Origin of the sequence: Jannaschia sp. M317 (genome assembly GCF_025141175.1) — a bacterium.
GTDB lineage: Bacteria > Pseudomonadota > Alphaproteobacteria > Rhodobacterales > Rhodobacteraceae > Jannaschia.
The window spans coordinates 1,217,978-1,235,265 of the sequence record NZ_CP081155.1 but is presented as its reverse complement, the minus strand read 5'-3'; the positions used below and the strand labels follow the sequence as shown (position 1 = coordinate 1,235,265).

Annotated in this window: 18 protein-coding genes and 1 other RNA gene; 4 read left to right on the top strand and 15 right to left on the bottom strand. The window is 66.0% G+C overall.

The window, feature by feature from the left end; all coding sequences use genetic code 11:
- Positions 1 to 59: 59 nt before the first annotated feature.
- Positions 60 to 158: signal recognition particle sRNA small type (gene ffs, locus K3551_RS06475), an RNA gene on the top strand.
- Between the two features lie 384 nt (positions 159 to 542).
- Positions 543 to 935 (top strand): YidH family protein, encoded by a 393-nt coding sequence (locus K3551_RS06470; RefSeq protein ID WP_259918647.1) that lies wholly within the window; start codon positions 543 to 545, stop codon positions 933 to 935.
- Here K3551_RS06470 and K3551_RS06465 read toward each other — a convergent pair.
- From K3551_RS06465 to K3551_RS06455, 3 genes are all read right to left on the bottom strand, one after another.
- Positions 932 to 2,251, bottom strand: a complete 1,320-nt coding sequence (locus K3551_RS06465; protein WP_259918646.1) for an 8-oxoguanine deaminase — start codon at positions 2,249 to 2,251, stop codon at positions 932 to 934. The two genes, K3551_RS06470 and K3551_RS06465, sit on opposite strands and share 4 nt — an antisense overlap.
- A complete protein-coding gene (gene hisN / locus K3551_RS06460; RefSeq protein WP_259918645.1) occupies positions 2,244 to 3,026 on the bottom strand; it encodes a histidinol-phosphatase in 783 nt (260 codons plus the stop codon). Before hisN ends, K3551_RS06465 begins: the two co-directional genes overlap by 8 nt.
- 76 nt (positions 3,027 to 3,102) lie before the next feature.
- A complete protein-coding gene (locus K3551_RS06455; protein ID WP_259918644.1) occupies positions 3,103 to 3,462 on the bottom strand; it encodes a helix-turn-helix domain-containing protein in 360 nt (119 codons plus the stop codon).
- A gap of 276 nt (positions 3,463 to 3,738) precedes the next feature.
- Here K3551_RS06455 and K3551_RS06450 point away from each other — a divergent pair, with 276 nt between their 5' ends.
- Positions 3,739 to 4,698, top strand: a complete 960-nt coding sequence (locus K3551_RS06450) for an NADPH:quinone oxidoreductase family protein (RefSeq protein ID WP_259918642.1) — start codon at positions 3,739 to 3,741, stop codon at positions 4,696 to 4,698.
- Here the strand turns inward: K3551_RS06450 and K3551_RS06445 are convergent.
- Positions 4,655 to 5,548 carry a LysR family transcriptional regulator gene (locus K3551_RS06445; RefSeq protein WP_259918641.1) on the bottom strand — a complete coding sequence of 298 codons (894 nt, stop codon included), beginning with the start codon at positions 5,546 to 5,548 and terminating at the stop codon, positions 4,655 to 4,657. The genes K3551_RS06450 and K3551_RS06445 overlap by 44 nt on opposite strands.
- On the bottom strand, positions 5,527 to 5,796 hold the full coding sequence (locus tag K3551_RS06440) for a hypothetical protein (protein ID WP_259918640.1): 270 nt from the start codon (positions 5,794 to 5,796) through the stop codon (positions 5,527 to 5,529). Before K3551_RS06440 ends, K3551_RS06445 begins: the two co-directional genes overlap by 22 nt.
- Here K3551_RS06440 and K3551_RS06435 point away from each other — a divergent pair.
- A complete protein-coding gene (locus K3551_RS06435; protein ID WP_259918639.1) occupies positions 5,795 to 6,577 on the top strand; it encodes a Bax inhibitor-1/YccA family protein in 783 nt (260 codons plus the stop codon). The genes K3551_RS06440 and K3551_RS06435 overlap by 2 nt on opposite strands.
- A gap of 76 nt (positions 6,578 to 6,653) precedes the next feature.
- Here K3551_RS06435 and K3551_RS06430 read toward each other — a convergent pair whose 3' ends face one another.
- From K3551_RS06430 to pssA, 10 genes are all read right to left on the bottom strand, one after another.
- Complete coding sequence (locus K3551_RS06430) at positions 6,654 to 7,241, bottom strand: alpha/beta hydrolase (protein ID WP_259918637.1); 588 nt, start codon at positions 7,239 to 7,241, stop codon at positions 6,654 to 6,656.
- On the bottom strand, positions 7,238 to 8,155 hold the full coding sequence (locus K3551_RS06425) for a ring-cleaving dioxygenase (protein ID WP_259918636.1): 918 nt from the start codon (positions 8,153 to 8,155) through the stop codon (positions 7,238 to 7,240). The genes K3551_RS06430 and K3551_RS06425 overlap by 4 nt, the downstream gene beginning before the upstream one ends.
- A gap of 124 nt (positions 8,156 to 8,279) precedes the next feature.
- The gene (rodA, locus tag K3551_RS06420) at positions 8,280 to 9,446 is read right to left on the bottom strand and encodes a rod shape-determining protein RodA (protein WP_259918634.1); all 1,167 of its coding nucleotides are present in this window, start codon (positions 9,444 to 9,446) and stop codon (positions 8,280 to 8,282) included.
- Positions 9,443 to 11,383 (bottom strand): penicillin-binding protein 2, encoded by a 1,941-nt coding sequence (gene mrdA / locus K3551_RS06415; protein ID WP_259918632.1) that lies wholly within the window; start codon positions 11,381 to 11,383, stop codon positions 9,443 to 9,445. Before mrdA ends, rodA begins: the two co-directional genes overlap by 4 nt.
- 39 nt (positions 11,384 to 11,422) lie before the next feature.
- Positions 11,423 to 11,950 (bottom strand): rod shape-determining protein MreD, encoded by a 528-nt coding sequence (locus K3551_RS06410; RefSeq protein WP_259918630.1) that lies wholly within the window; start codon positions 11,948 to 11,950, stop codon positions 11,423 to 11,425.
- Positions 11,951 to 11,953: 3 nt separating this feature from the next.
- Positions 11,954 to 12,853, bottom strand: a complete 900-nt coding sequence (gene mreC / locus K3551_RS06405; RefSeq protein WP_259918628.1) for a rod shape-determining protein MreC — start codon at positions 12,851 to 12,853, stop codon at positions 11,954 to 11,956.
- 45 nt (positions 12,854 to 12,898) lie between these two features.
- Complete coding sequence (locus tag K3551_RS06400) at positions 12,899 to 13,936, bottom strand: rod shape-determining protein (RefSeq protein ID WP_259918627.1); 1,038 nt, start codon at positions 13,934 to 13,936, stop codon at positions 12,899 to 12,901.
- Positions 13,937 to 13,995: 59 nt separating this feature from the next.
- Positions 13,996 to 14,667, bottom strand: a complete 672-nt coding sequence (locus K3551_RS06395) for an REP-associated tyrosine transposase (protein ID WP_259918626.1) — start codon at positions 14,665 to 14,667, stop codon at positions 13,996 to 13,998.
- A 69-nt stretch (positions 14,668 to 14,736) separates the two neighbouring features.
- On the bottom strand, positions 14,737 to 16,299 hold the full coding sequence (locus tag K3551_RS06390; RefSeq protein ID WP_259918625.1) for a 2-isopropylmalate synthase: 1,563 nt from the start codon (positions 16,297 to 16,299) through the stop codon (positions 14,737 to 14,739).
- A gap of 251 nt (positions 16,300 to 16,550) precedes the next feature.
- Positions 16,551 to 17,288, bottom strand: coding sequence for a CDP-diacylglycerol--serine O-phosphatidyltransferase (gene pssA / locus K3551_RS06385; RefSeq protein WP_259918623.1), 738 nt, complete (start codon positions 17,286 to 17,288; stop codon positions 16,551 to 16,553).

The following is a 17,288-nucleotide window of genomic DNA, read 5'->3' as shown; positions in this document are numbered from 1 at the left end:
TGCGCACGCAGGCGGCGCTACGTCTTGCATCCGGCCCGCCCCTGTCCTATCTCAACCAGCGAGAGGTTGGCGCGGGCAGGCGCCTCGCCAACCTGGTCAGGACCGGAAGGTAGCAGCCACAACGAGTCCCGCTTGGGTCGTCGTCCAGCCTCTCACCCCCGGCGACTTTGGCAAAGCCAAAGTCTGCCACGTCACCACACCCAGCATCGCAAGCGACAGGGCAGTTTGGAACAAACTGTCCCGAAAGCGAGCCGTATCTCGCAAGATCGCACCAAGCAATCCGCGCCCCGTCGCCCCCGGCGACTTTGGCAAAGCCAAAGTCTGCCACGTCACCATACCCAGCATCGCAAGTGACAGGGCAGTTTGGAACAAACTGTCCCGTAAGCGCGCCGTATCCCGTGACAAATCCACCCTAGGGGACCTTCGGCCACGCCGCCCCGTTGATCAGCCGGTCCGTCTTGTTGACCGTCCAGTCTGCTGGCAGCCGCGCGCGGCGTCCAAGGCCCCTCGTCCTGTGGCTATCGCGCCCTACCTCCGTCCTCATGGCCGATAGACCCGCAGAAACCCCCGACCCCGAAGCCAAGACCGCTTGGGCCGAGGACCGCACCGACTGGGCCGAGGATCGCACCATCCTCGCCAATGAGCGGACCTTCGCGGGCTGGATGCGCACCGGCATGGCGGCCATCGCCATCGCCGTCGGCCTGAAGGCCGTGTTCAACGAAGCGGAACCGTCCTGGGTGCCGAAGCTGGTTTCGACCCTGTTTCTGGCCGCAGCCTTCCTGATCTTCTGGTCGGCGCGCAGGCAGGCAAGCAAGGCGATGAGGCGGCTCGAGTCCCACGACACCGATCCGCAGTCCACGCGGCTTTTCACGGTTCTGGCGAGCGTCTTCTCGGTCTCGGCCGTGGTGGTCGGTCTCGTGCTCTGGACGCTCTAGCGCATCAGATCGCGCAGCAGGCCTTCGCCGCGTTCCAGCAAACGGGGCAGGTCCAGCGTGGTCAGCTGTCCGTCGCGCACCACCTGCCGGCCCTCGACGAACAGGTCGCGGACGCGGCGTGGCCCGGCCAATAACAGGGCGGCGCGGTCCCAACTGCCGGCGGCGTCCACGCCCGTCATGTCCCAGATCGCCAGATCGGCCCGCAGTCCCGGCACAAGCGCGCCAATGTCGTCACGGCCCAGCACGCGCGCCCCGCCTTCGGTCGCGACGCGCAGCGCCTCGGCCCCCGACATGGCGTCGGCCCCACGGGTGACCCGCTGCAACAGCATCGCCTGGCGCGCCTCGCCCACGAGGCTGGCCATGTCGTTGGACGCCGACCCGTCCACCCCCAGCCCCACGGGCACGCCCGCGTCCAGCATGTCGCGCAGGGGGGCCACGCCCGATCCCAGGCGGCAGTTGGAACAGGGGCAATGCGCGACGCCCGTGCCGCTGCGGGCGAACAGGTCGATCTCGCCCGGGTCCAGTTTGACGCAATGGGCGTGCCAGACGTCGTCGCCGGTCCAGCCCAGATCCTCGGCGTAGGTGCCGGGGCGACAGCCGAACGTGTCGAGCGAATAGGCCACATCTTCGTCGTTCTCGGCCAGATGGGTGTGCAGCCGCACGCCCTTGTCCCGCGCCAGCAGGGCCGCGTCGCGCATCAGATCACGACTGACGGAAAACGGCGAGCAGGGCGCGATCCCCACGCGGCACATGGATCCGGGTGCCGGGTCGTGAAAGGCGTCGATGACGCGAATGCAATCGTCCAGGATCGCCGCTTCGTCCTCGACCAGGGAATCGGGTGGCAGGCCGCCGTCGCTTTCGCCGATGGACATGGCCCCACGGGTGGGATGGAACCGCAAGCCGATTTCGGCGGCGGCGTGGATCGTATCCTCCAACCGCGCGCCGTTGGGATAGAGGTAGAGGTGATCCGAAGAGGTGGTGCAGCCCGAGAGCGCCAGTTCCGCGAGGCCCAGTTGCGTGGCAACCGCCATGTGATCCGGCGTGAACCGGGCCCAGATCGGATAAAGCGCGCGCAACCACCCGAACAGCAGCGCATCCTGCCCCGCAGGCACCGCGCGGGTCAGCGTCTGGTACAGGTGGTGGTGCGTGTTCACGAGGCCGGGTGTCACCAGGCAGCCGTGGGCCAGCACCCGCGCACCCGTGGTCGAAAGGGCCGGGCCGATGGCGGCGATCACGCCGTCACGGATCAACAGGTCCGCGGTCTCGGCCCCGTCTGGTCGCCAGAGGGTCGCGCCGGAAATCAGGGTCTCAGCCATGCAACAGCTCCATCGCGGCGGCGTGCAGCTCCGGCGTGGCAGCAGCGATGGCCTGGCCGCCTGCGTGAACCGGGCCGCCCTGCCAGTCGGTGACGATCCCACCGGCCGCCTGCACGACGGCCACGGGGGCGGCGATGTCATAGGCCTGCAACCCCGCCTCGATCACGAGGTCCACGTGACCTGCCGCCAGCAAGGCATAGCCGTAGCAATCCATGCCATACCGGGTCAGGCGACAGGCCCCCGCGACGCGGTGGAAGGCGGCCCCCTCGGCCTTGGTCCCGACCTCCGGGAAGGTCGTCAGGATGGTGGCCTCGGACAGGGTCTTGGTGTCGCGAACGCTGATCGGGTGGTGTTCCGCGCCACGGGTCCAGGTCGCGCCATCCGGGCCACCGGCGAAACGTTCCGCGGTAAAGGGCTGGTCGATGATCCCCAGGATCGGGCCGGTGTCGTCCTGAAGCGCGATCAGCACGCCCCAGGTCGGCGTGCCGGAAATGAACCCGCGCGTGCCGTCGATCGGATCCAGAACCCAGGTCAGACCAGAGGTGCCGGGGGTCGCGGCCTGCTCCTCTCCCAGAACGCCGTCCTGGGGTCGCAGCCGGGCCAGAACGGCACGCAACGCGGCCTCCGCCTCGCGGTCGGCAATGGTGACGGGGTCGAAATCCGCGCGTTTGCTGTCGATGGTCAGCGGCTTGCGGAAATGGCGCAGGGTGGCCACGCGGGCCGCATCGGCCAACTGCTGCGCGACGGCGGCCAGCGCGGTCAGATCATGGGTCATGGCACCTCCGGTATCGGGCCTCCCTGCGGTGGCATGGGCGGGACCGGAGGGTCAAGACATGCGAGCGGGCGGAGGGCTAGGCCGCGCTCTCGGACAGGACGCGGGCCAACTCGAACAGGCGGCGGCGCTGATTTTCGGGCATCGCGTAATAACACCGCACGAGGTCCGACGCTTCCTTGTCGCCCAGCACATCCTTGCAGGGCGTCCGGGTCGGTCCTTCCTCCAGGCCTTCGAAGAAATAGGCGACGGGCACCTGAAGTGCCTCGGCGATGTCCCACATCCGCGATGCGGAGACGCGGTTCGCACCGGTCTCGTATTTCTGGATCTGCTGGAACTTGATCCCGACCTTTTCGGCCAGCTGCTGTTGGGTTGTCCCGATCATCCAGCGACGCTGCCGGATGCGCTTGCCCACGTGTTCATCTACCGGATGCTTCAAGGTCGTCCTCCCGATCTTCCTCGATCCGCACACTCCCAATGCACGTAAAGGTTGTTTTCGCATATTCCGGCGGCAGGGACGAGATCCAGACGTGCTGTTGTGCCTTTGCAGAATTGTGAACGGCGTGTGACAGACCATGGAGTCACCGGTGGTTTCGTAAAAGATTTCAGCACCATGACATGCCCGGTTCCGGCCGCTGCGCCTGCGACCTTTCCCCCCTTGCCGCAGCACCCAAAGACCGGCATCCCGGAGCAGACGGGCTTTGGAGGGCGGGACATGCGTGGATGGGTTGTCGAGGAAAGCGGGACGGACCCGGTGTTGCGCAACCTGCCGGAGCCTTCGCCCGGCCCCGGTGAGGTCGCCTTGCGGATCGCGGCCTGCGGGTTGAACTTTGCCGATCTCTTGATGATCAAAGGCACCTATCAGGACACCCCCGCCACGCCCTTCGTTCCGGGCATGGAGGTTTGCGGCACCGTGATCGCCCAAGGCCCCGGCGTCACGAGCCCTACCGTCGGCACCCGCGTCGCCGTCTTCGGTGGGAACGCCGGCCTGGCCGAAGTCGGCTGCTTTCCCGCCGACCGCTGCGTTCCGGTACCGGGCGGAATGGCCGCCGAGGTCGCCGCCGGTTTCATCGTCGCCTATTCCACCAGCCACGTCGCCCTGGCCCACCGTGCCCGCCTGCAGCCGGGCGAGCGTCTGGTCGTTCTGGGGGCGGCGGGCGGCGTCGGTCTGACAGCGGTAGAGCTGGGCGCGAAGATGGGCGCGGAGGTGGTGGCCGTGGCCCGCGGGGCCGCCAAGCTGGACATCGCGCGCGCCCATGGCGCCACGCACCTGATCGACGCCGAAGACCCGGACCTGCGCGGGCGGCTCAAGGCGTTGGGCGGGGCGGACGTTGTCTATGACGCGGTGGGCGGGGCCGGGTTCGAAGCGGCCTTCCGCGCCACCAATCCCGGCGGCCGCATCCTGGTCATCGGCTTCGCCAGCGGGGACGTGCCCCAGGTCAAGGCCAATCATCTGCTGGTCAAGAACATCGACCTGATGGGGGTCTATTGGGGTGGCTACCTGGCCTTTGACGCCAAGGTTCTGACCGACAGCATCGCCGCCCTGTTCGAGATGCACGCGCGCGGTGATCTGGACCCGCACATCAGCCATGTGCTGCCGCTGGATCAGGTGCCCGAGGCGCTGGATCTGCTCAGGACGCGACGCTCAACAGGGAAGGTCGTCGTGACCCCCTGAAGCTGCGATAGGATTGCCGCAAAAGATCCAGCAACCGATCCCGCGCCGGGTCGCGCACCGCCGGATTGTGGTAAAGCGTGATCGCCACGTCCGCGATGTCCGGCAAGCTGCCGCCGTGTTCGACGGGCACCAGTTCCGACGTCTCGAAGCCGTCGATCAACACGTGCAACGCCAGATCCGCACTGACCGAGGCATCGATGGCCCGGCTGGACTTGGCGGTGATCGCCACCTCCCAGGGGATGTCGGCCCGGTCCAGTGCGGTTTGCGCGGTGACGCGGAACACGCAGGCCTCCTCAAAGGCCAGGCGCAGGGGGCGCTGCTGCCAGGCGCGGCCGTCTTCGGCCCCGACCCAGATCAACGGCAGGCGGATCAGTTCCTCGCCCCCGTCGCGGCAGGCCATTTCGGTGCCAAGGATCACGTCGCATTCGCCTGCCGCGTACATCTCATGCAGGATCGAGGTCACCGAAGAGATCAGCGTGATGCGGATGCGGGGGTATTCCGCCGCAAAGGCGCGCAGCACCTCGGGGATCGCGCGGGGGACGATGTCATGGGGCACGCCGACGATGATTTCCCCCTCGGGGGTGGTGTCGCGCATCCGGTCCAGCAACTCGTCGTTCAGCGCCAGCATGCGGCGGGCATAACCCAGCGCCTTTTCGCCCTCCAACGTCAGGCGCATCCCCCGCCCTGTGCGTTCCAGAAGGGTCGCGTCCAATGCCTCCTCCAGCCGCTTGACCTGCATCGACACGGCAGATTGCGTGAGGTTCAGCAGCGCGGCAGCGCGCGTAACACCGCCAGTGGCGGCAACGGTCGCAAAGGCGCGCAACGCGGTCAGGTCAAGATTTCGGGCCATGGAAACTCCTTCCCCGGAACCGTAGCGGGCACGTCGCCATTCTGGAAATTGAATGTCGTCATGCCGTCTATCACGATTTGCGATAGCATGAATCGGTCCAAGGCGCACAGTCGATAGGTATTATCAATCAAAACAAGCCGTTTCTGAGCCAATGCCTGCTTGAAAAGCCTTCGAAGCGCCCCGATATTCGATTGCGAAGGGGTCCGCAGGTCGCGGCCCTCATCTTTCATCCTTTGGAGGAGTTCCATGGCACAATTCGACGCCCTGCGGACCGGTTCAATCTCCGGCGCCCGCGCCGCTGAAATCGACCAGGGCCTGCGCGCCCACATGAACAAGGTCTACGGCACGATGTCCGTGGGCATGCTCATCACCTTTGCCGCTGCCTGGGCCATTTCCGGCCTGGCGGTAACGTCCGATCCGGCCGCCGCTGTCGCGCAGCTGAACGCGGACACCTTCCTGACGCAGATCGGCTACTCGCTTTATGCCTCGCCGCTGAAGTGGGTCATCATGTTCGCGCCGCTGGCCTTTGTGTTCGGTCTGTCGGCGATGATCAACAAGATGTCGGCCGCCACCGCGCAGCTGGTGTTCTATGCCTTCGCTGCTGTCATGGGCCTGTCGATCAGCTCGATCTTTCTGGTCTACACCGGCACTTCGATCGCGCAGATCTTTCTGATCACGTCGATCGCCTTCGCCTCGCTGTCGCTGTATGGCTACACGACGAGCAAGGACCTGTCGGCGATGGGCACCTTCCTGATGATGGGCCTGATCGGCCTGATCGTCGCGATGGTCGTGAACATCTTCCTGGCGTCCTCGGCGCTGGCCTTCGCGATCTCCGCCATCGGCGTGCTGATCTTTGCGGGCCTGACCGCCTACGACACCCAGCGGATCAAGACGGAATACATCGCCCACGCGGCGCATGGGGATCAGGAATGGTTGGGCAAGGCCGCCATCATGGGCGCGCTGTCACTGTACCTGAACTTCATCAACATGTTCATGATGCTGCTGTCGTTGTTCGGCAACCGCGAGTGACGTCCGGCGCATGACGCTGATCGGGCCGCCCTTCGGGGCGGCCCTTTTCGTTTCGGGCGGCGGCGTGAACCCCGCCCTACGCCAACAGCGCCCGCGCCGCCGCGATCCCGTCGGGCATCGGCTGATGCCCCGGACCCGGGTGCGCAATGAACTGCGCCGTGGCACCCAGCCCGCCCAGCACCCTGGCACTGTGCGCAGCGCGCCCAAGGGGGATGTGCGGATCCGCCTCGTGACAGGTGACCAGCGCCCGCACCCCTGACAGGTCGCTGTCGTAGTCAAAGACCTTCTCCCCGAACCCATAGACCGTCCCCGGCGCGTCCCCGTTGCCCACCAGCCCGCCAGACAGCCCGATAACCGCGCCCAACCCCTGCCCCCGCCGCGCGGCATATTCCAACGCGAGGCAGGCCCCCTGACTGAACCCCAGGATGGCGATATCCGTACGGGGCACCGCCAACCCGTCGATGGCGGCATCAACCGCCGCAAGCCCGGCGGCCAGCGGGCCCTCCATCTGTGCGGTGGGGGCCAGAAAGGACGTGGGCCACCAACTGTGGCCCGGTGCCTCGGGCGTGGCGATGGCCAGCCCCTCGGCCCCGAGCGGGGCGAGCAGGCCGCGCATGTCGCGACCCGACCCGCCCCGCCCGTGGATCAGCACCAGCCCCTTCAACGTTCGATCCGGGGCAGCGCCGCCTCGATCCGGTCGCGCAGCGGCTCATACTTGTCGGGCAGCTTCAGCGCCTCACCCAGGCTTTCGAGCGGCTCGTCGCGGGTGAACCCCGGCGGATCGGTCGCGATCTCGAACAGGACGCCGCCCGGTTCGCGAAAGTAGATCGCGTTGAAATACTGCCTGTCGATGACCGGCGTGACTTGCATGCCTGCGGCCAGCATCCGGTCCCGCCAATCCAGTTGATCGGCATCGTCGCGGGCGCGGAATGCGATGTGGTGGATGGTGCCGGTGCCGGACACGCCCGGCGCGGCCCCCTCACGGCGGAACAGATCGACGACGGTGCCCCGCGCGTCACCGGGGGCCTGCAGGCGCAGTCGCTCGACCCCGTCTGTCGCCTCATGGCCCGCCTCGACATAGCCCATGTGGTCGACCAGCAACCGCTGCGTCGGGGCCAGATCGTCCAGCCAGAGCGTCGTGGAATGAAAGCCGCCGTCAACCGGGGCGTGGTCGCCCGGTTCTGCAATCAGCTCTACCGCCGCGCCATCGGGGTCGGTGACGGTGACAACAGACTGACCGAACCGCTCTTCGGGAGAGGAGACCTGCGCCCCGCGTTGGCGGACCTCGGTCGTCCAATGCTCGAAAACCTCCGCGCCGACCGAATAGCCATAGGCCGACGCCATGCCGGGACCGGGCCGCCCGGGGCGCGCGCCCACAAAGGGGAAGAACGTCAGGATCGTACCGGGGTCAGCAGTCTGGTTGCCGTAGTACAAATGATAGGTGCCGGGATCATCGAAATTGACGGTCTTCTTCACCAGGCGCTGATCCAGCAGCTTGGTAAAGAAATCGACGTTGGCCTGCGGCGGTCCGGAAATGGCAGTGACGTGGTGCAGGCCGGCGATGTGTTTGTCGGACATCAGGGGATCCTTTCGATCGCGTTGCGTTGCCCCGAAGATAAGTCGCAAGAACCACGGCGACAGGCTCATACCCGCACAGCGATGGTTCGCAGGCCCTAGGGCGATTGCCGCCGCAAGAAACCGGTCAGCGTCGCAGCAGGCGACCCTCTCCGGCGGCGCGGGGCCGGTGCACGTGGGCCGACTGTACGATCCCGAAGGCCAGCATCAACACCAGCATCGCCGAGCCGCCGTAGCTGACCAGCGGCAAGGGCACGCCCACGACCGGGGCCAGCCCCATCACCATCGACATGTTGACCGCAAAGAACAGGAAGAACGCGACCGCAACGCCCAGGATCACAAGCGACGAGTACCGGTCCTTGTTGCGCAGGGCCGAGGTGATGCAGAATCCGATGATCAGCAGGTACAGCAGCAACAGGCTGAGCCCGCCGATAAAGCCCCATTCTTCGGCCAGTGTGGTGAAGATGAAATCGGTGTGCTTTTCCGGCAGAAAGTTCAGGCGCGCCTGCGTGCCCTGCATGAACCCCTTGCCGGTCCATCCCCCTGATCCCAGGGCGATCTTGGATTGGGTGATGTGATAGCCCGCCCCCAAGGGGTCGCTTTCGGGGTCGAGGAAGGTATCGATGCGGCGGTACTGATAATCCTTGATGATCTGCCAGTCGGTGCCCCGCGACTTCAGCACAGCCGTCACAAGGCCAACGCCCGCCGCGACCACAGTGGCAAAATACGCCCAGTGCACACCCGCCAGGAACATCACCGCGCCCCCGCCGGTGATCAACAGGATGGAGGTGCCGAGGTCCGGCTGCTTGAGAACCAGGAACACCGGCACGATGATGATCACCACCGGCACGATGACCCATTGCGGGCGGCTGACCTTACTGGGCGGCAGCCAGTCGTAATAGGCCGCCAGCATCATCACCAGCGCGACTTTCATCAGCTCTGACGGTTGAAGACGCATGAACCCCAGGTCGATCCAGCGCTGCGCGCCCCCGCCCGTGACGCCGACCACCTCGACCGCCACCAGCATGACCAGCGTCACCGCATAGGCCAGCGCCGAGACGTTACGCCAGAACCAGATCGGAATCATCGCAGCCACGAACATCACCGACAGCCCCAGGATGAACCGCTCGATCTGCGGCTCCGCCCAGCGCCAGTCCCCCCCGGCGACGGAATAGAGCACGATGAATCCGATCGAGGCCACGGCACAGATCAGCAGGATCAGCGCCCAATTGAGCGCCAGCACCTTTTGCAGGCCCTGCGGAACGCGGGCGACGTTATATTCGAGATAGCTCACGCCTGGCTGGTATCCGTGCGCCGCGCGGGCAGGTCGCTAAGCGGCAGGTTCGACAGCAGCTCCTCCATCTGGTTGCGCTGATTGGAGGGATAGGCCGCCAGCGGGGGGACGCCCCCGTGCAAGGCGTAAAGCATGATGTCGCGTGCCACCGGCGCGGCCGCCGTCGATCCGCCACCGCCATGTTCCACAACGACGGAAATGGCGTATTTTGGATCATCGTAGGGGGCATATCCGACGAACAGCGCATGGTCGCGCCGGTTCCAGGGCAGATCCTCGTTGCGGAACACGCCACGCGCCCGTTCGGCGGCGGTGATGTTGCGGACCTGGCTGGTGCCGGTCTTGCCCGCCCATTTGATCCCGTCCAGATCGAACCGGGACCGACCGGCGGTGCCGCCACGGGCATTGACGACCTCGTACATGCCGTCCCGTGCCCGATCGAGCAGGCTGCGCTGAATCTGCAGCGGACCTTTGACGCCAGACGGACGCGCCACGCCGCCAACCGACCGCACCAGGCGGGGCGACACCTCCAACCCGGAGGCCAGCCGCGCCGTCATCACCGCCAATTGCATCGGCGACGCAAGAACGAAGCCCTGCCCGATCGAGACGTTCAGGCTGTCGCCGACGACCCAATCCTCTCCGCGGCGATCCCGCTTCCATTCGCGTGTGGGGATCAGGCCATCCGAAACGGAGGTCATCTCCAGGTCGTGGGCAACCCCAAGGCCCAGCTTTCGGGCCATGGCGGAAATGCGATCAATCCCCGCGCGCTGTGCCATGTCGTAGTAATAGACGTCGCAGCTTTCGCGCAGCGACTTGGCCGCGTCCACCGCCCCGTGACCGCCCCGTTTCCAGCAGTGGAACCGGCGGTTCGACACATCGGCGTGGCCGGGGCAATAGACCGTCTCTCCGGGGGAAACGAGGCCCGCCTCCATCGCCGCCAGCAGGGTCACCATCTTGAAGGTGGAGCCGGGTGGATAAAGCCCCTGCACGATCTTGTTGTGCAGCGGACGGTGATCGTTGTCGCGCAGCCCCGCGTAATCCGGGACCGAGATACCGGACACGAACAGGTTCGGATCGAAGCTGGGCGAGGACACGGCGGCCACCACGTCCCCGTTGCGCACATCCATGACGACGGCGCTGGCGCTTTCGGTGCCCAGTCGGGCCTGCGTGAAGTTCTGTAGCCCCGCGTCGATGGTCAACTGCACATCGCGCCCGGATTCGCCCGGCGTGCGCCCCAGCTCGCGCATGATGCGCCCCGCGGCATTCTGTTCGACCCGCCGCGACCCGGCCTTGCCACGCAGCACGCTTTCCAGCCGCCGCTCCGCGCCGATCTTGCCGATCTGGAATTGCGGCGTCTGCAACAGCGGGTCCTGGTCTTCCTCGTTCTCCAGGTCCCGTTCGGACACGCGACCGACGTAGCCGATGACATGGGCATAATCGGCGGTCAGCGGATAGACCCGGCTGAGCCCGACTTCGGGGGTGACACCCGGTAGGGCAGGCACGTTGACGGCGATGGTCGACAGCTCCTCCCAGGTCAGACGGTCGGCCAGGGTGACGGCCTGGTGCGGGCGCCGGTCCATTTCGCGCAGCGCGCGCTGCAACGTTTCTTCGTCCAGGCGGACAAGGCCGCGCAGGTTGGCGATGACCTGATCGACATCATCGGCGTCTTCGCGGATCATCGACACGCGATAAATCTGTTCGTTGCCCGCCAGCATCAGGCCATTGCGGTCGAAGATATTGCCCCGCGCCGGTGCCAGCAGGCGGACCTTGATGCGGTTCTCTTCGGCCAGCAGCAGGAACTTGTCCGCCTGATCGACCTGCAGATGATTCATCCGCGCCACCAACAGCCCCCCGAACGCCACCTGCGCCCCGCCCAGAACCAGGGCGCGGCGGGTGATCCGTTTGGACGACAGGGACAATTCCTGTGGATTGCGTTTCATCATCGTCTCCCATGCGGCGGCTTGCAGGCCCGCCGGATGTCAGGCGCGCGTGCCCAGACTGTCCAGCTCACCCGGAGCCAACCTGCGCACGCCGATCAATTGTGAGAATATGGCCGTCAGCGGGTAAAAAACAATCGTGACCAGCGCGTGCAAGGCCTGACCGATCAGCGGCGGTGTTTGAGCAAGAAGCAGCAACATCACCAGGTGATTGGCCACGAACGTTCCCGCGATCAGGCCCGAGACAATCAGGATTTCCGAGGAAAACGTCTGCGCCTCGGTATGATCGACGCGCCGGCGCAGGTATTCGGTGGCCAACATCACGACCATCGTCCAGACCCCCAAGGGCCGCATCAGCAGCGCATCGTCCAGCAACACCAGCGGCACCAACAGCCAGATCGGCGCATAGTCCGGGCGTCGCAAGATCCAGGCACAGGCCAGGCACAGCATCAGGTCCGGCCCCGGCACCCCGCCGTCCGAACGGCCAAACGGCAGCAGCGCGAAAAACAGGATCACAAACGACAGCAGCGCGAACACCGCGCGATAGCCCCAGACGTTGCGCTGCGCCATGTGTCAGCCCCCCTCTGGCGGGGGCGGCCCCTGGACCGGCCCGGCAGGCGGCGTGATCAACCCGCCGGTGGTATCGATGGTCGGGGCCGCGCGCGTGCGCAGGACGCGCAAGAATTCCAGCCGCGCGGTGTCTGCCGACAAACGCACCCGCAGCAACCCGTCCGAAGACCGCACCACCTGCCCCACCAGCAGATCGGGTGGGAAGACCGTGCCATCGCCCGAGGTGACGATCCGGTCGCCGGGGCGCACATCTTCGGGGTTTTCGACGAATTCCAATGCCGGGGTGGCGGTGGTGTCGCCCGCCAGGATCGCCCGCTTGCCCGAGGGCTGGATGGTCACCGGAATGCGGCTGTTGCCATCGGTCAGCAGGATCACCCGCGCCGTCCGCTGTCCCACACCCGCGATGCGCCCGACCAGGCCCAGCCCGTCCATCGCCGCCCAACCGTCCTGAATCCCGTCCTGCGCCCCGATGTTCAACAGAACCGACCGCCGGAACGGCGACCCGCTGTCGGTCAGCACCACACCCGTGACATAAGTCAGGTCCGGCGACAGCCGCACCTTGTTGAGATCCAGCAGGCGCGCGTTCTCCTGCTCCAGCTGGATTGCGGCCTCGCGCCAGGATTTCATCTGCTGCAACTCGCGCCGCAGTTCCTGGTTTTGTTCATAGACGCGGGCGTAGCCTTCGAAATCCTCGATCAGCCGTCCCGCCCAGGTCACCGGGGCCAGCGCCCATTCGAAACTGGGCACGACCCGGTCGACCAGCCCCGCCCGAATACGCTCCGCACGGGGGTTGTCGATCCGCCACAGCAACGCCAGCGCGAACAACAGCACGCAGAGGATCACGATCACCAGCCGCCGGAGCGGCCGTTGATAAATCTCCTCGGAGGACGGGTTACGCGCCATGGGGTCTCAGTCTATGCGATGGCGGCCCCGCGTCCAGCGGGTCCGTCAGCTGTCGTAATCGATGACGTGGCTGAGCTGACGCTCATACTCCAACGCCTTGCCGGTGCCGAGAGCCACGCAATTCAGGCTTTCGTCGGCAACGCTGATGGCCAGTCCGGTCTGCTCGCGCAGCGCCAGATCCAACTCTCCCAGCAGGGCCCCGCCGCCGGTCAGCATGACACCCCGGTCGACGATGTCGGCGGCCAGATCCGGCGGCGTCGATTCCAGTGCGGTCATCACACCTTCGCAGATCTGCTGCACCGGTTCGGCCAGGGCCTCGGCGACCTGGGCCTGGCTGATCTCGGTCTCCTTGGGGACACCGTTCAACAGATCCCGGCCCCGGATGCGCATGACCTCGCCGCGTCCGTCTTCGGGCATGCGGGCGGTGCCGATCTCTTTCTTGATGCGCTCTGCGGTGGCTTCACCCACCAAGAGGTTCTGGTGACGACGCAGGTAGCTGATCAGCGCCTCGTCCATGCGGTCGCCGCCCACGCGGATCGAGCGGGCGTAGACGATGTCGGCCAGGCTCATCACCGCGACTTCGGTGGTGCCGCCGCCAATGTCGACGACCATGGATCCGGTCGGGTCCGTGATCGGCATCCCCGCCCCGATCGCTGCGGCGATGGGTTCGGCAATCAGACCCGCCTTGCGCGCCCCCGCGCCCAGAACAGATTGGCGGATCGCGCGTTTCTCGACGGGGGTGGCCCCATGGGGGACGCAGACGATGATCTTCGGTTTGGTAAAGGTCGACCGTTTGTGCACCTTGCGGATGAAATGCTTGATCATCTCTTCGGCGGTGTCGAAATCGGCGATGACGCCTTCGCGCATCGGGCGGATGGCCTCGATGCTGCCAGGGGTCCGGCCAAGCATCAGCTTGGCGTCCTCGCCCACGGCCAGAACCTCTTTGCGACCGTTCTTCATGTGGTAGGCCACGACAGAGGGCTCGTTCAGGACGATCCCCTTGCCCTTGACGTAAACCAGCGTATTGGCCGTGCCGAGGTCGATGGCCATGTCCTTGCTGAACAGGCTTCCGAAAATAGACATGCGCTTCCCCAAACCATACCGATCCTCGTGACGCGCGCGCCCGAGGGGTTTGTCGGGGTTTAGCGGAGCGGTGCCCCGGGGGGAAGGGTCGTGGGCCTGCGGTTCGGCCAGTTTTCGCCGGGGCGACCGTTGGTCGGGTCGGGTTCACCCAAGGGATCGCGGCGTGACCGCGAAACCAGGCCCCGGGGCAGGTCGGCCCTGGGCACCCGGGTCGCCGCCAAAGCGGCCCCTTTGCGCAGCGTCGCGCGCATGTCCCGATGGATCGACGAATAGGGCCAGTCAAAGGGATCGGCCACCAACCCGTGCCTGACCGGATTGCGGTGGCAATAGGCAACAAGGCGATTCAACTCTCCGACGTCGCGAACATGGCGATCCCAGAAGCGGCGCTGCCAGATGCCGGTTTCCCCGGGTCGCAGATGCTGTGCCATGGGGCCCGACGGGGAGGGCGGCGTGAACCCCGCCCTACGCAGTTCACGCGAGAACCGCGCCTTCACCGCGCCGATGAGGTTGGGATAATCCGCGTCGTCATCGCGCAGGGTCAGCACCGCATGGAAGTGGTCCGGCAGCGTCACCCAGGCGTCGATGTGAAACCCCCGGTCGGCCCTGGTTCGCCGCACGACAGCGCGCAACACGTCCACATGACGCACCAGCAGGTCGCTTTCCCGGTCGGCCAGGCAAACCGTGAAAAAGATCGTGGCACCGGGGAGTCGGGGGCGGGTGTAGCGGGGCATGCCTCAGCCTGCCCCACCAGTGGTTAACGTAAGGTGTAGGGCGGGGTTCACGCCGCCCTGTCTGCGCCCTTAGCTGACGTCCTTGTAGGAGATTTCGCGCGCGTCCTTGCCCGCCTTCTCGCGGCGCATCAGCAGCCGGTTGAGCGCGTTGACATAGGCCCGCACGCTGGCCACGACCGTGTCGGTGTCGGCGGATTGCCCCGATACGATGCGCCCGTCCTCTTCCATCCGCACGGTCACGGTGGCCTGGGCGTCGGTGCCCTCGGTCACTGCCGACACCTGATAAAGCTGCAGGCGTGCCTGGTGCGCGACCAGGTCCTTCACGGCGTTGAAGGCCGCGTCCACAGGACCATCGCCGACGGCGTCCGACGACACGGACTCGCCGTCGATCATCAGCGTCAGCGCCGCTTCCGCTTGGCCTTCGGTGCCGCAGACAACACGCAGCGTGCCGACCTTGATGCGGTCTTCGCCAGACCGTTCCTCATCCTGCATCAGCGCGATCAGGTCGTCGTCGAACACCTCTTTCTTGCGGTCCGCCAGGGCCTTGAACCGCACGAAGACGTCGGCGAGCTGATTGCCCTCCACGTCATAGCCCAGTTCCGCCAGCTTGGACCGCAGCGCCGCGCGGCCCGAATGCTTGCCCATGACCAGCGAGGTCTCGGTCAGGCCGACATCTTCGGGGCGCATGATCTCGAAGGTCTCGGCGTTCTTGAGCATGCCGTCCTGGTGAATCCCGCTCTCGTGGGCGAAGGCGTTCTTGCCGACGATGGCCTTGTTGGGCTGAACCGCAAAGCCCGACACGGCACTGACCCGGCGCGAAATCGCCATCAGCTTCGTGGTGTCGATGCCGGTGGTGAAAGGCATGATGTCATGGCGCACCTTGAGCGCCATCACCACCTCTTCCAGAGCGGTATTGCCGGCGCGTTCGCCCAGACCGTTGATGGTGCATTCAATCTGCCGCGCGCCGCCCTCGACCGCGGCGAGCGAGTTCGCCGTCGCCATGCCCAGATCGTTGTGACAATGGGTGGCAAAGATGACATCGGTGGCACCGGGAACCTCGGCGATCAGGCGCCGGATCAGCTCCGCGCTCTCGTTGGGCGCGGTGTAGCCCACGGTGTCGGGGATGTTGATCGTCGTGGCCCCGGCCTTGATCGCGATCTCGACCGTGCGCGCCAGATAGTCCCACTCCGTCCGGGTCGCATCCATCGGCGACCACTGCACATTGTCGCAGAGGTTGCGCGCATGGGTGACCGTGTCGTGGATCCGGTCGGCCATCTCGTCACGGGTCAGGTTCGGGATGGCGCGGTGCAGCGGCGAGGTGCCGATGAAGGTGTGGATACGCGGGGATTTCGCATGCTTCACCGCCTCCCAGCAGCGGTCGATATCCTTGAAGTTCGCCCGCGCCAATCCGCAGATCGTGGCGCCTCGCGCGTTCTTCGCGATTTCGGAAACGGCGGCAAAATCGCCTTCCGAGGCGATGGGAAACCCGGCCTCGATGATATCGACGCCCATGTCGTCGAGCATGGAGGCGATCTCCAGCTTTTCGGCATGGGTCATCGTGGCGCCGGGCGATTGTTCGCCGTCACGCAGGGTGGTGTCGAAAATAACGACGCGGTTGCTGTCTGAAGTCATGGCTCTGTCCTGATCTGGTGGGTGTCTTCTTCGGCGCTGCACCTCTCCCGAGCGGTCGCGCCGGATGGCACGCTCAGGAGCGGATAAGAAGAAGGTCCAGGATCAGGGTCTGCGTCATGAGCCGGAAGATACGGAAATCTGCCGGGGATGGAAGAGGAAATCTGCACCATCGCAGGGGGGCCTGCCACCGCCGTATTTGCGGCCATAGGAAGGAGGGCGCGTAACCCCGACGAAACAGGACCGGGACGGCGTCAGTCCTGGGCACAGGCCCGGCGGTGCTGGATCAGGCCCCAAACCAGTATCATCAGATAAAGCAACGTCGCGCCCACGTGGAATACCCAGATCCGGGTCAGCATCAGGCCGATGACCACGGCCGCCGCCAGCAGCACATAGACGGCATTGTCGCGGCTGATCTTCATCGACTTGAGCGATATCGTCGGGAACCGCGCGATCATCAGCCCGCCAACCGCCAGCATCCAAAGCCCGATGACCCACTGATAGTCGCGCAGGTCGACAAATTCAGCCAGATGCAGCGTGACCGGAAACAGGCCCAGCATCGCCCCCGCCGGGGCAGGCACCCCGGTGAAGGAGCCGCTGTCGTTGGTTTCATCTTTGGCGGCCACGTTGAACCGCGCCAGCCGCAGGCAGCAGCAGATGGCAAACGTCAGGGCGGCGATCCAGCCCATGCCGCCCATGCCCTCCAGCCCGAAGTGGTAGACCATCATCGCCGGGGCCACACCAAAGCAGACGAAGTCCGACAGCGAGTCGAGTTCCGCCCCGAACGGCGAGGCCGCGTTCAGGCGCCGCGCCAGCAACCCGTCCATGCCGTCGACCAGCGCCGCCAGGATCAAAAGGCCTGCCGCCAGTTCGAACCGGTCCTCAAAGGCAAAGCGGATCGAGGTGAGGCCGAAGCAGAGGCCAAGGATCGTGACCAGGTTCGGCAGCAGCAAGACTACCGGCAGCGGCTTGTCGCGATCCCTGCGGCCCAT